The sequence below is a fragment of the Isoptericola sp. Y581 genome (genome assembly GCF_059445475.1).
Genome location: NZ_JCAIUK010000012.1, coordinates 1 through 13845, shown reverse-complemented (window position 1 = coordinate 13845; position 13845 = coordinate 1). Strand labels below are relative to the sequence as shown.

Here is a 13845-nt window from a genome sequence, read left to right as displayed (position 1 = left end):
CGAGCTGGTCGTCGAGCTGGTCGGCGGGCTCGGGGACCGGCCCCGTCACGCCTGCGCGCCCTGGCGGACGAGCGCCGCCGCGACCAGGCCCGAGAACAGCGGGTGCGAGCGGGTCGGGCGCGACTTGAACTCCGGGTGTGCCTGCGTGCTCACGTAGTACGGGTGCACGTCGGCCGGCAGCTCGACGAACTCGACCAGCTTCGCGTCGGGCGAGGTGCCCGAGATGACCAGCCCCGCCTCCTCGAGCTGCGCACGGTAGGAGTTGTTGACCTCGTACCGGTGCCGGTGGCGCTCCGAGGCGTGCTCGCTCCCGTACGTCTTCGCGACGACCGAGCCGGCGCCCAGGAGCGCGTCGTAGGCGCCGAGCCGCATGGTGCCGCCCAGATCTCCCTGGCCGCCCACGATGGCGAGCTGCTCCGCCATGGTCGCGATGACCGGGTGGGCGCTGTCCGGGTCGAACTCGGTCGACGACGCGTCGGCCAGGCCGAGCACGTTGCGGGCGTATTCGATGACCATCGACTGCAGGCCGAGGCAGATGCCGAGCGTCGGGACGAGGTTCTCCCTCGCCCACCGCAGCGCGCCGACCTTGCCGTCGATGCCCCGCACGCCGAAGCCGCCCGGGACGAGCACCGCGTCGACGCCCTCGAGCGCCTCCTGCGCGCCCTCCGGCGTCCGGCAGTCGTCAGCCGCGACCCAGCGGATCCCGACCTTGGCGTCGTTGTCGAACCCGCCGGCCCGCAGGGCCTCGGTCACGGAGAGGTAGGCGTCCGGCAGGTCGATGTACTTTCCCACGAGCGCGATCTCGATGTGGTGCTCCGGCTCGTGCACGCGCTCGAGCAGCAGGTTCCAGCCGTCCCAGTCGACGTCGTGGAACGGCAGGTCGAGGCGGCGCACCACGTAGGCGTCGAGGCCCTCGGTGTGGATGACTCGCGGGATGTCGTAGATCGACGGCGCGTCGGCGCAGTTGATCACGGCCTCGTTGTCGACGTCGCACATGAGGGCGATCTTGCGCTTGATGCTCTCGGGCACCTCGCGGTCGGAACGCAGCACGATCGCGTCGGGCTGGATGCCGATGGAGCGCAGCGCGGCGACGGAGTGCTGGGTGGGCTTGGTCTTCAGCTCGCCCGACGGGCCGATGTACGGCACGAGCGAGACGTGCAGGAAGAAGCAGTCGTCACGCCCGAGCTCGTGGCGCACCTGGCGTGCCGCCTCGAGGAACGGCTGCGACTCGATGTCGCCGACGGTGCCGCCGATCTCGGTGATGATCACGTCGACGTCGGGGCCCGCCTGGTCGCGCATCCGCGACTTGATCTCGTCGGTGATGTGCGGGATCACCTGCACCGTGTCGCCCAGGTACTCGCCGCGGCGCTCCCTGGCGATGACGCGGGAGTACACCTGGCCGGTGGTGACGTTCGAGGAGGCCGGGAGCTCGACGTCGAGGAAGCGCTCGTAGTGGCCGATGTCGAGGTCGGTCTCGGCACCGTCCTCGGTGACGAACACCTCGCCGTGCTGGAACGGGTTCATGGTGCCCGGGTCCACGTTGAGGTACGGGTCGAGCTTCTGCATGGTGACGCGCAGGCCTCGGGAGCGCAGCAGGCGCCCCAACGAGGAGGCGGTGAGTCCCTTGCCGAGCGACGAGGCCACACCACCCGTCACGAAAATGTGCCTGGTCTGGTGCGTCGCACCAGAGCGGCTGGAGGAACGGGGCTGGGGTCTGTTCGCGGTGTCGGCCACGGAACTCCATGCTATCAGCGGCACCGACGACGGCACGCGAACCGCACGGTGCGCCTTCTCACGTCTCGCATGCGAACGGTCCCGTGCGGCGGACGTCGCCGGACGCTCCGTCTACTTCCCCCGTCGCACGATCCCCAGCACGGCGGAGCGATCGGCGAGCAGGGATCCTCCGACCACGACGACGCCGGCGACGAGCGCGGCGAGGGCCCCGACGCCGAGCGCCGCGGGGATCCCCGCGTCCGGGGGCAGCAGCGCCCCCGAGACCAGGGATCCCACCCAGGCGCCGAGCGCGGTCGCCGCGACGATCACCGCCAGCGTGCGCGGCACGCCCCGCACCGCCTCCCGGCCGGCGAGCCTCCCGACCGCCAGGAGCAGGCCCGCCCCCGCCACCGTCATGCCCAGCGAGGTGGCCAGGCCCAGCAGCATGAGCACGCCCGGCTGGTCGCGGGCGCCGGTCAGGGCGGGCAGGGCGAACGCCGCCACCGCCACGACGGCCCAGCCCGCCACCGTCACGGCCACCGCGGCGCGCTGCCGATCGATCGTGTAGAGCGCACGCGACAGGTGCAGGATCAACGAGAAGCCGACGATCCCCGGAGCCATCCAGGCGACCGCGACGCCCAGCCCGGCGACGGATCCAGTCGCGATCCCGGTGAACACCACCTCGACCGCCCCGGACGCCGCCACCAGGGCGGCGACCCCCACGCCGGCGACGACGAGGAGCGTCCGCGTCGTGGTGGCGAGGAGGCGCCGGAAGGCGTCGTGACGATCGTGCGCCACGTGCTCCGCGAGCCGGGGGAACGTGCTGGTCGCGAGCGGGAACGCGAGCACCGCGTAGGGCAGGAGGTACACCTGCTGCGCGAACCAGTAGGTCGCGAAGGTCGACTCCGGGCCGAACCGCGACGACGCCCCGAGCATGGCGAGCACCGACAGCTGCTGGGCGACGAGCGCACCGACGCCGGCGAACGCGAGCTTCCGGGCGCGCGTGCCCTCCCCGCCGGGGAAGCGCAACGTCGGGCGGAGCCGCACGCCGGCGCGCAGCACCGGGGAGACGAGCGGCAGCGCGAGGACCGCGACGCCCGCGGTGGTCCCCCAGCCCAGCCACGCGATCGCCTCGCCGGACAGCGCGGCCACGTCCGCCTGGTCGCCGTCGGCGAATCTTGCGAACACGAGGAACACGGCGATGACCGCGAGGCTGGACAGCAGCGGCGAGAACGCCTGCCAGAAGAAGCGCTTGTGCGCCTGGAGCACGCCGCCCAGCACCACCGCGACCCCGTACAGCGGCACCTGGAGCGCGAACACGCGCACGAACGTGGCCGTGACGTCGACGAGCTCGGGGTTCTCGGGCCACAGGACGAGCGCGATCGGGTACGCGAGGAGCGCGAGCAGGCCGCCGAGGGGAACGAGGACGGCGAGCGTCCAGCCGAGCATGGCCGACGCGATCCGTGAGACCTCCGTCCCCGCGCGCCGCACGATCGGACCGGCGAGCAAAGGCACCACGGAACCTGCGAGAGCCCCGCCGGCGGCCACCTCGAAGAGCACGTTGGGCAGGAGGTTGGCCGCCTGGTAGGCCGCGCCGATGCCTTCGGTGCCCACCGCGCCCGATTGCACCAGGGACCGCGCGAACCCGACCAGCCGGCTCGCCACCGTGACGACGGTGATCATCACGGCGGCGCCCGCGAGCGTCTGGGTCGCGGCCCGCAGCCCGCCCGAGCGCGACGTCATGCCCGTCACGACTCCGTCGGTGCGTCCTGGCGTCGCCCCCACGAGTCCGCGCGGCGCAGCCACGGCGTGCGGTCGATGACGGCCGAGAAGCTCACCCGCTCGGACGCCAGCGTGAGCCCGACGACCGACGCCAGGGCGGCGACCCGGACAGCGCGCGGGGCCCCGAAGGCCCACTGCGCGCCGACGAGCGCGCCCAACGCGTTCGCCCCGCCGTCGCCCAGCATGTCGCGCTCGTCGAGGTCCCCGGCGGCGGCGCCGGCCGCGGCCCCCGCGATCGCCCCGCTCGCCGCGCCCGCAGACCCGCACGAGACGGGCAGGCTGAGCGCCGCGGAGGCCTTGAGGGCGCGACCCGGCCTCAGGTCGAGCAGGTTGAGCAGGTTGGCCGTGCCGGCCATCAGCGCGCCGTTCACGGCGACGTCCAGCAGGTGCCCCGCGGCGCCGCCGGGCCCGGCGGAACGGCGCCGCGTGCCGATCGCCGCGCCGACCAGCGCGGTGGCGCCGATGCCCAGCACCTTGAGCCCGCCGGTCGTGAGCCGCCCCTCGGCGAGGGCGCCCAGGTGGCCGCGCAGCCCCTTGACCCGAGTGCTCGTGTCTTCCGCGAGATCGTCCACGAGCCCGAAGGCCGCCGCACCCGCCGTGGCGACGACGGCGCCGGCACGCTCGCGCCCGCCCCCCGCCGCGAGGGTGCCCGCGACCAGCCCGGCGGCGACCGCAGGGCCCTCGAGCATGCTGACCGGTTCGCCGCGGTGGTTCGTGCGCGTCCAGCGGGCGGCGCCGCCGGGCGGGTCGGTCTCGAGGGCGCGGCGGGCCAGCGTGGTCCCGGCCGCCCCGACGACGGCGGCGCGCAGCAGCGCGCCGAGGCCCGCGCCCATCAGCCGTCCCCCTGCGTCTCGCCCTGCTCGACCACGGGCGGGAGCACCGAGGCCCCGTCCTCGAAGCCGTACTGGTCCACGGTGCCGGCCTCCTGCGCCGCGATCGCGAGCGGCACCACGATCTGGCCGGTCGTCTGCTCCACCCCGCTGACGGTGCTCACCAGGTCGGCCAGCCGGTCGTCGGACCGGATCGCCGACACCAGGTCGCCGTCCTGCGTCGTCGGGCCGGCCAGCACGGCGGTCCCGACGATCTCGGCGGACGTACCCGCGAGCGTCGTGAGGGCGCCCACCCCTGTCTCGGCCGGATCGGCGTCGCCGGTCTCCTCCTCGTCGCCGGTGCCGCCGCCCGAGAGCAGCAGGATCGCGTCGGCCGGGGCTGAGGGCTCCGCGATGGCCTCCACGAGCCCGACCTGCTCCAGCAGGTGCTGTTGCTCGGTCGCCGCCTCGCTGAACGCGTCGGGCTGCGTGGGGTCGGCGTCGGTGAGCGCGACCGAGAGCGATGCCGCGAGCAGCTCGGCGGTCCCGGACTCGTCGTCGATCACCCCGTCGACGAGGTCGGCCGGCAGCTGGTCGCGCAGCCCGCCCGCGACGGTCTCGCGCAGCGACAGCTCCTCCGCCGACGTCCAGGACCCGGTGAGCCGCTCCTGCGCGACGACCGTCCCGTCGGCGCCCTCGATCTGGTCGAGCACGGCCTGCTCGGCGCCGTCGCTCACCTCGTCGACCTCGACGACGGCGACGCGCTTGCCGGCCAGCGAGCCGGCGACGAGCTGGTCGCCGGCGCTGTCGACGAAGCGGCGCTGCTCCTGGGCGATGATCTGTGCCTCCCCGAGCTCCTCGCGCAGCGTGTTGCGCTCCGTGCGCAGCGCGTCGACCTGGTCGGTGAGCTGGTCGCCGATGGCACCCTGCAGCGGGCCTGCACCGAGGATGATGCCCACCGCGAGGGCGAGGAACACGGAGATCAGCGAGACGAGGTGGTACCTGAAGTCGATCACGGTCGGCGGAGGTTCCTTCGGGTCGGGACGGGACGGGCGGGCGGCGTGCCGAGGGGTCGGGAACGGCGTCAGCCGCCGAAGAGGCTACCCACCCACGAGACGAGGTCGTCGATCCGCGCACCGACGAGCCCGAAGAACGTCTGCCCGGCGGAGGTGGACAACAGCGCGGCGACGACGGCAGCGACGCCCGCCAGGGACAGCAGCGTGAGCTGCAGGTTGGAGATGCGGGTGCGGTACAGCCGGGACACGCCCTTGGCGTCCACGAGCTTGCCGCCCACCCGCAGCCGGGTGAGGAAGGTGCTGGCCATCCCCGCGCGCCCCTTGTCGAGGAACTCCACGAGGGTGGCGTGGGTGCCGACGGCGACGATCAGCTCGGCGCCCTTGTCGTCGGCCAGCAGCATGGCGATGTCCTCGCTGGTGCCCGTCGCCGGGAAGACGACCGGCTCGACGCCGAGCGCCTCCACGCGCTCGAGGCCCGGTGCCGACCCGTCGCGGTAGGCGTGCACCACGATCTCCGCGCCGGAGGACAGCGCGCGGTCCGAGACGGAGTCCATGTCACCCACGATCATGTCGGGCTTCCAGCCCGCGTCGATGATCGCGTCGGCGCCGCCGTCGACGCCCACGAGGACGGGGCGGTTCTCCGCGATGTACGACCGCAGCATCGCCAGGTCCTCGCGGTAGTGGTACCCGCGCACGACGATCAGGACGTGCCGGCCGTCGAACTGCGTCCGCACGTCCGGCACCCCCACGCCGTCGAGCAGGAGGTCCCGCTCGCGGCGCAGGTACGTCATGGTGTTCTCGGCGAAGTTCTCGATCTCCGCGGACAGGCCCTCGCGCGCCTCGGCCGTGTCGGCCGCGACGGTGGCCTGGGTCTGGCGAACGCCCTCGGCGACGGTCGTGCCGTCGACGCGGACCGCGCCGCCGTCGATCGTGACGGACGCGCCGTCGGGCAGCGACATCACCGCCGGTCCCAGGTCGTCCACCAGGGTGATCCCCGCGTCGACCAGGATGCCCGGCCCGGCGTTGGGGTACCGGCCCGACGTCGAGCGGGACGCGTTCAGCACCGCCGCGGGGTTGACCCTCACCAGGGCGTCGGCCGCGACCCGGTCGATGTCCACGTGATCGATGACGGCCACGTCGCCGGGCCGCAGCTTCTTGGTCAGGTCCTTGGTCCGCGTACTCACACGGGCAAGCCCGGACACCTCGGGTCCGTCGTCACCGGCGTCGGGCGCACGCACGGACTTGCGCAGGATCATTCTCATCGCCCCTATCGTCCCACGGTGGAGGACTCCAGGAGCTCGACCGCGTGCTGGCGAGCGGTCGCGGACTCCTCCTGCCCCGAGAGCATCCGCGCGAGCTCGCGCACGCGGCCCTCGTTCGTGACCTCCTGCACACCGGTCACGGTCACCCCGTCGCCTCCGTCCGGACCGTCTCCGGCTACGCCGGTGCCGGTGCCGGTGGACGACTTCGTGACCACCAGGTGCGTGTCCGCGAAGGCCGCCACCTGCGCGAGGTGGGTCACGACGACGACCTGGGTGCTGCGGGCGAGCGTCGCCAGCCGCCGGCCGACCTCGACCGCGGCACGTCCACCCACGCCGGCGTCGACCTCGTCGAAGACGAACGTGGGCAGCGGGGCGCCCGGCCGACCGTTGGTGCCGGCGTCCAGCCGCGCCGTCGCGAGCGCCACCTCGACGGCCAGCATCACGCGGGATAGCTCGCCGCCGGATGCGCCCTTGCCCAGCGGGCGGGCCGGGGCGCCGGGGTGCGGTTCGAGCTGGAACGACACCTGGTCGGCGCCCCACGGGCCGGGCTCCTCGGCGGGCGCGACCTCCACGACGAGCCGCGAGCCACGCATCGCGAGGCCGGCCAGCTCCTGCGTCACCGCCTCCGCGAGCGCCTCGGCCGCGGACCGTCGCCCGGCCGAGAGGGTCTCCCCCGCCGCGCCGAGCTCGGCGTCGAGCTCGGCGGTGCGCTCGCGCATGGACGCCAGCCGCTCGCCGCCGTCGTCGAGGTCGAGGAGACGCAGGCCCGCGTCGCTCGCCCACTGGAGCACGTCGTCGATGGTCTCCCCGTAACTGCGGGTGAGGGTGTTGAGCTCGGCCAGCCGCGCGTGCGTGGTCTCGAGACCGGCCGGGTCGGCCTGCAGGTCGTCGACGTAGGCGGACAGGTCGGTCGCGACGTCGGCGAGGAGGTAGCCCGCCTCCGCCAGACGCGTCGCGTGCCCCCCGAGCGCCGGGTCGTCGTGCGCGGCCGCCTCGAGCGCACGGCGCGCCCGCTCCACCGCCTCGACCGCGCTGCCCTCCGACTCCACGTCGTCGCCCGCAACCGCGTCGTGCGCCTGCTGCGCGGCGACGCGCAGTCCCTCCGCGTTGCCCAGCCTCCCGACGAGCGCGGTGAGCTCCGCGTCCTCCCCGGGCCGGGGATCGACCCGCTCCACCTCGGCGAGGCCGAGGCGCAGCAGCTCCCCCTCGCGGGCCCGCTCGGCGCCGCGCGCCGTGAGGTCGGCGATCTCCGACAGCAGGCCCGCCCGCTCCGTCCACGCGGCGCGGTACGCGTCGAGCCGGTCCTGGTGCTCCGGTCCCGCGAAGGTGTCCAACGCCTCGCGCTGCTTCGCCGCCGTGCGCAGGCGCAGCTGGTCGGCCTGGCCGTGCACGGTCACGAGGTCGTCCGCGATCTCGGCCAGGACGCCCTGCGGGACGCCGCGGCCACCGAGGTGCGCCCGCGAGCGGCCGACGGCCGCGACGGTGCGCAGCACCACCACGGTGCCGTCGTCGTCGACCTCGCCGCCCGCCTCGTCGACCCGCCGCACCACCGCGGGGTGGGCGGCGACGCGCAGCCGCCCCTCGACGACGGCGCCGTCGGCACCGGGCCGCACGACTGCGGCGTCCGCCTTGCCACCCATGAGCAGGCCCAGCCCGGTGAGGACCATCGTCTTGCCGGCGCCGGTCTCGCCGGTGATCACCGTCAGGCCGTCGGACAGCGGCACCCGGGCGGCGCGGATCACGCCCAGGTTCTCGATCGCGATCTCCTCGAGCACCTATGCCTCCTTCTCGTGCTCGGGCGCACCCGTCGGCCCGGGCACGTCCGGGCCAGTCTCGTCCGGGCCGGTCTCGTCCGGGCCGGTCTTGTCCGGGCCGGTCTCGTCCGGGCCACGGTGATCCGGCCGCTTGGCGGCCAGCTCCCGCCAGCCCACCACGGGCAGCGAGAACTTGGACACCAGCCGTTCGGTGAACGGCGCCGGCGAGAGCCGCGCGAAGCGCAGCGGCAGCGCGCCCCGCCGCACCTCGACCCTGGACCCGACCGGCAGGTCGATCCGTCGTCGCCCGTCGCACGTCAGGACGCCCGCGACCGGGCTGCGCTCCAGCACCTTCACCGTGTACGTGGAGCGCGGCCCGATGACCAGCGGCCGCGCGAACAGCGCGTGGGCGGAGAGCGGCACCAGGAGCACCCCGTCCACCTCCGGCCACATCACCGGCCCGCCCGCCGAGAAGGCGTGCGCCGTCGACCCGGTGGCCGTGGACATCACCACTCCGTCGCACCCGAACGAGGAGAGCGGGCGGCCGTCGACGGCGATGCCCACCTCGATCATGCGCTCGCGCCGCGCCTTCTCGACCGTGGCCTCGTTCAGCGCCCACCCGGTACGGGGCGCGTCCTCGCCCGGCAGGTGGACCGCGACGTCGACGACCGCGCGCTCCTCGACCTCGTAGTCGCGCGCGGCGAGCCGACGCACCGCGTGCCGCAGGTCGTCGCGCTCGCTCTCCGCGAGAAAACCCACGTGACCGAGGTTGACGCCCAGCAGCGGCACCCCGGTGCCGTGCGTGAGCTCGGCGGCGCGCAGGATGGTGCCGTCGCCCCCGAGCACCATGACGGCCTCGGACTCGGTGACGCCTTCTCGTGCCCGGGCCGCGGCCATGTGGTCCCCGAAGGACTCGGCCAGGTCGTCGTCGTGCAGCGCCACCTCGAAGCCCGCGGCCGTGAGCTCGCGCACGGCCTCGGACAGCGCCGCCACGGCCTCCGGTCGGCCGCCGTGGGTGACGATGAGGACTCGGCGGCTCACGATGTTCCTCCGATCGGCAGGACGGGTGGGGTCGACGGCGGCGCGTCCGGTCCGGCGGGTTGCCAGGCCACCGCCTCGGTCGCGGCGGGGGTGGCGGCGTCGCCCGGGGCGAGCCGGTCCCGGTCGGCACCCGCCGGGCGGAACCAGCAGAAGTACTCCCGGTTGCCGCTGGGACCGGGCAGCGGGCTCGGCACCACCGCGCGTGCCACGAGGCCGCGCCCCGCCGCCGCCTGCACCACCGTGCGCACGGCGTCGACGTGCAGGCCCGGGTCGCGCACGACGCCGCCGGTGCCCAGCCGCTCGCGCCCCACCTCGAACTGGGGCTTGACCAGCAGCAGCGCATGCCCCTCGGGTGCGAGGACCGCCGCGAGCGGCCCGAGCACCAGCGCCAGCGAGATGAACGACAGGTCGCCCACGACGACGTCCGGGGCGTGCTCGAGGTCCGCAGGTGTCAGGTCGCGCAGGTTGAAGCCCTCCACCACGGTGACCCGCGGGTCCTCCCGCAGCGACGGGACCAGCTGCCCGTGCCCGACGTCGAGCGCGACCACGCGGCGCGCGCCGCGCCGCAGGAGGACGTCGGTGAAGCCGCCGGTGGACGCGCCGACGTCGAGGCACCACCCGCCGTCGATCGCACGCACCAGCGCACGGCCCTCCGGGTCGGCATCGAGTGCGTCGAGGGCGCCGGCCAGCTTCCCTCCCGCGCGCGAGGCGTACCCCGCGTCGTTCGGGTCGTCGAGCACTGTCACGAGCGTCCCGGCAGGAACCGGCACGGATGCCTTGGTGACGGCCCGGTCGCCGAGGCGCACCCGGCCCGAGCCGATCAGCTCCGCGGCCTGCCGTCGCGACCGGGCCAGGCCACGGCGGACGAGCTCCGTGTCCACGCGCACAGCCGGCATCAACGCGCCGATCCCGCGTGCGGCCCGGCGCCGCTCCCCGGCTCCTGGTCCGGCTCCTGGTCCGGCTGCCCGTCGAGGCGGGCGCGCAGGGCGTCGTGGACCTGCGTGAACCGGGCCACGTGCTCGCTCACGGGGACCTCGTCGAGCCCCTCGAGGCCCTCAAGACCTTCGTCGTGGGCCGGGCCATCGGGACCCTCGGGGTGGTCGGACGTCGCGTCGGGCAGCGCCGAGTCCTGCGTCATCGTCCCTCCCTGTCGCTCGCGGGTCGCGGGTTCGCACGGTGCGAAATGCACGGGGACCGCCGGTCCAGGCGACGCGGACGCCGCCGGCCGAGGTCCGGGTCCACGCTACCTGCTGCCGGCGACGTCACCGCGCACGACCCACAGCCGACCCGCAGGCCGCGGGGCCGGTGTCAGGCCCGCAGCTCCGGGACGGAGTCAGGATCCACGGAGGCACCGGTGTCGGCGGCGGCCCACGCGGCCGCGCACGCGGACCGGACGACGTCGATCCCGGCCGGTCCCTGTCGGTCCAGCTCCAGGCGCCCGTCGGTGACCCGCGCCGCGCGGTCCGTGCAGGTCCACCAGCCCTCCCCGTCACGGACGGGCAGGGGGTGCGGCTCGAGCAGCGCACGCAGGTCGCCGCCCAGGAAGTCCGGGCGCAGCGCGGGCTCCGCCAGCACGGCGTCGCGGGCCGATGAGACGCCCGTGAGCACGTGCAGCCCCGGGTACCCGCCCGAGCGCGCGCCCGCCAGGTCGGTGTCGAGGCGGTCGCCGATCACCAGCGGGTGCTCGGCGCCCGCCCGGTCCACCGCCAGCCGGTACATGGTCGGCGACGGCTTGCCCGCGCTGTCGGGCTGCACGCCCGTCGCGGCCACGACGGCTCCCACCAGGGCACCGTTCCCGGGCGCGAACCCGCGCGCCGTCGGGAGTGAGAGGTCCAGGTTGCTCGCCACGTGCCAGGCGCCGCCCGCGACCGCGTATGCGGCCTCGGCCAGGTCGCTCCACGCGAGGCCCGTGGCGTAGCCCTGGGCTACCGCCGCCGGGTCGTCGTCTGCGGAGTCCACGACGGTCAGGCCGGCCCTGGCGACCGCCGTCCGCAGGCCCGCGCCGCCCACCACGAGGACACGCGCCCCGGGTGCGAGGCGGGTCCGCAGCAACGCCGCGCAGGCCTGCGCAGCCGTCATGACCTCGTCCGCAGCCGTGGGGATGGCCAGACCCGTGAGCTGGTCGGCCACCTCCTCGGGCTCGCGGGAGGCGTTGTTCGTGACGAAGACGAGGCGCATCCCTGTCTCCCGCGCCGCGGCCAGGCTCTCCGACGCGTGCGGGATCGGCAGATGGCCGCGGTACGCGACCCCGTCCAGGTCCACCAGCGCGAGGTCGTGTGCCGCCGCGAGCGGGCCGGAGCAGCCCTGGAGCGTCGCCGTCATACCGCGTCTCGATCGTCGGAGACGCTCGCCCCCTCGTCGGCCGGCTCCCCCTCGGGCTCGACCGCGTCCGTGGCCTCGTCGGTGCTCGATGCCTCCTCGGTGCTCGATGCCTCCTCGGTGTCCGCGTCCTCCGGAACCTCACCGGCCGTGGGCTCGGCCCCGGCACCCGTCCCTGGCGCGGCGTCGTCCATGCTGCCGGCGTCGTCCCCCGCCTCGGGAGTCTCGGCCTCCGCGAGCTCGTCGTCGTACGTGTCGTAGACCACGACCTCGTCGTCGTCCTCGGGGACGCCGGACGCGCGCTCGAGCGCCGCAGGGTCCACCCCGGCCAGGATCTCGGTCGCCTCGGCGGTGCGCCCTGCGGCCTCCAACGCGAAGGCGCGCGCCTGGAGCACGCGCAGCCCCAGGTCCCCGCGGCGCTCCGCCGCGGGGATGCGGTCGAGGACCGCCAGTGCCGCGGCGTACTCGCCGAGGTCAGCCCGTGCGCCGCTCGCCACGATCGCGAGCTCCGTGCGCCCGTCTGCGTCGAGGGTCCTCGCCTCCTCGCTCGCTGCCAGGGCAAGGGCACGCTCCGGGCGGCCCAGCCCGCGCTCGGCGTCGGCCATGAGCGGCAGGTGCTCCGACGACCCGTTCAGCCGGCGTACGGTGCGCAGCTCGCGCAGCGCCTCCGCGAACCGCGCCGTGCGGTACGCCGCGATACCGGCAGCCTCGCGCACCACGTCCACGCGCCCGCCTCGCCGCACCGCAGCCTGCGCGTGCTCGTAGGCCTTCTCCGGGTCGGTGTCGAGGAGCCGCCCGGCCATCACCAGGTGCAGCCCGATCCGCTCGGCGTTCTCCTTGGTCAGCCCGCGCAGACGGCCGCGGACGTCGCGCCCGAGCTGTCCCATCGTCACGTCCTCGTCGATCTCCGGCTCCGCGACCCGCGGCCGACGGTCGGACGTCGGCGCGGACTGCGTCCCGCGCGCTGCGGCTCCACCGCGGGCCCCGCCGCCCGCGGGCCGGCGTGCCGTCGTGCTCTCCGCCCCGCGCGGCCCACGAGGTGCAGAACCCCGGAAACCGTCGCTGCGGCCGTCGGGCCGCTCCCGCGAGTCACGACGGTCGTCGCGCGGGGCGCTCGTCCGCTCCCGGCTGTCGCGCCGGTCCCGCTGCCCCTCGAACCGGTCGCGGCCGTCGCCCGCGTCGCGTCGACCGTCCGGCGAATCGCGGCGGTCGTTCCCCACGCGCCCTTCGCTGGGCCGGCGCTCACCGGAACGACCGCCCTCGGGCCCGCCGCGGTACCTCGCTTCACGGCCCTCCGGACGTCCGGACGCCGAGCCGGATCCGCGCGACGAGTCCTGCCGCCGGCCACCGTCCCGGTACCCGCCAGACGTCGACGGTCCCCCGCCTGCACGTCCACGGTCGTCCCGCCGCCGGTCGTCAGGTCGACCCTGGTCGTCCCGCCGGCGGTCGTCAGGTCGACCCTGGTCGTCCCGCCGGCGATAGTCGGAGCGACCATGGTCGTCGCGCTGCCGCTCATCAGGCCTGCGGTACTCCCGCGCCCGGTCGTCCGATCCGCGACCCCGGTCGCTGCGAGCAGCACCCTGGTCAGACCGAGCAGGACCCCGGTCAGACCGAGCGGGACCCCGCTCCGCGGACCGCCCGCCCCGGGGCGACTGAGCCCGGTCGTCCTGATCCCGTCGGCCGGCAACCCCGCTGCCCCGCCCCTTCGGAGCCTCCCCGCTCCTGGGGCGGGCCCCCGCTGCAGACCCCGACGCACCGCGGCTCCCGTCGCGCGCTCCCGAACGGGGATTCCCGCCACGGGACGACGACGAGCGATCGCCGGTACCGCCCTTGCTCTTGTCCCGTGGTGAATCGTTCACGGTGTTCCTTCCGACGCCGACACAAGCCGTATTCTCCCACGCCACCGTCCTCCAGGACGGCGTCGTGCTCGGTCACCGGTGTGAGAGGACGCACTACCGGACGCGAGCCAGCCCGCGCCTCGGCCGGTCCCTCCGCACACGGACCGCGCGTAGCTCATCTCCTCCAACGCATCCACCGCAGTACCGAACTCCGGACATGCGAAAGGCCCACCCCGGGTCAGGGGTGGGCCTCTCGTGAATAGATGTCCGGCGGCGTCCTACTCTCCCACCCCCTCTCGAGGGCAGTACCA

11 protein-coding genes are annotated in these 13845 nt (G+C 74.9%); all 11 read right to left on the bottom strand.

Annotated features, from left to right (window positions below):
• Window positions 1-45 precede the first annotated feature (45 nt).
• Window positions 46-1734 (bottom strand): CTP synthase, encoded by a 1689-nt coding sequence (pyrG, locus tag AC1C2W_RS18815; RefSeq protein ID WP_495391200.1) that lies wholly within the window; start codon window positions 1732-1734, stop codon window positions 46-48.
• A gap of 111 nt (window positions 1735-1845) precedes the next feature.
• Window positions 1846-3456 (bottom strand): murein biosynthesis integral membrane protein MurJ, encoded by a 1611-nt coding sequence (murJ, locus tag AC1C2W_RS18810; protein WP_495391262.1) that lies wholly within the window; start codon window positions 3454-3456, stop codon window positions 1846-1848.
• Window positions 3457-3461: 5 nt separating this feature from the next.
• Window positions 3462-4328, bottom strand: a complete 867-nt coding sequence (locus tag AC1C2W_RS18805) for a hypothetical protein (RefSeq protein WP_495391199.1) — start codon at window positions 4326-4328, stop codon at window positions 3462-3464.
• Window positions 4328-5320 carry a copper transporter gene (locus tag AC1C2W_RS18800; RefSeq protein ID WP_495413984.1) on the bottom strand — a complete coding sequence of 331 codons (993 nt, stop codon included), beginning with the start codon at window positions 5318-5320 and terminating at the stop codon, window positions 4328-4330. Before AC1C2W_RS18800 ends, AC1C2W_RS18805 begins: the two co-directional genes overlap by 1 nt.
• A gap of 68 nt (window positions 5321-5388) precedes the next feature.
• Complete coding sequence (gene steA / locus AC1C2W_RS18795) at window positions 5389-6582, bottom strand: putative cytokinetic ring protein SteA (protein WP_495391197.1); 1194 nt, start codon at window positions 6580-6582, stop codon at window positions 5389-5391.
• 5 nt (window positions 6583-6587) lie between these two features.
• Entirely contained in the window at window positions 6588-8357 is a 1770-nt protein-coding gene (gene recN / locus AC1C2W_RS18790; RefSeq protein WP_495391196.1) for a DNA repair protein RecN, read from the bottom strand.
• Window positions 8358-9377, bottom strand: coding sequence for an NAD kinase (locus tag AC1C2W_RS18785; RefSeq protein WP_495391195.1), 1020 nt, complete (start codon window positions 9375-9377; stop codon window positions 8358-8360).
• A complete protein-coding gene (locus AC1C2W_RS18780; RefSeq protein ID WP_495413983.1) occupies window positions 9374-10258 on the bottom strand; it encodes a TlyA family RNA methyltransferase in 885 nt (294 codons plus the stop codon). The genes AC1C2W_RS18785 and AC1C2W_RS18780 overlap by 4 nt, the downstream gene beginning before the upstream one ends.
• A gap of 14 nt (window positions 10259-10272) precedes the next feature.
• Complete coding sequence (locus tag AC1C2W_RS18775; RefSeq protein WP_495413982.1) at window positions 10273-10515, bottom strand: hypothetical protein; 243 nt, start codon at window positions 10513-10515, stop codon at window positions 10273-10275.
• A gap of 170 nt (window positions 10516-10685) precedes the next feature.
• On the bottom strand, window positions 10686-11699 hold the full coding sequence (locus AC1C2W_RS18770; RefSeq protein ID WP_495391192.1) for an HAD-IIA family hydrolase: 1014 nt from the start codon (window positions 11697-11699) through the stop codon (window positions 10686-10688).
• Window positions 11696-12583 carry a hypothetical protein gene (locus tag AC1C2W_RS18765; RefSeq protein WP_495413981.1) on the bottom strand — a complete coding sequence of 296 codons (888 nt, stop codon included), beginning with the start codon at window positions 12581-12583 and terminating at the stop codon, window positions 11696-11698. The genes AC1C2W_RS18770 and AC1C2W_RS18765 overlap by 4 nt, the downstream gene beginning before the upstream one ends.
• Window positions 12584-13845: the final 1262 nt, after the last annotated feature.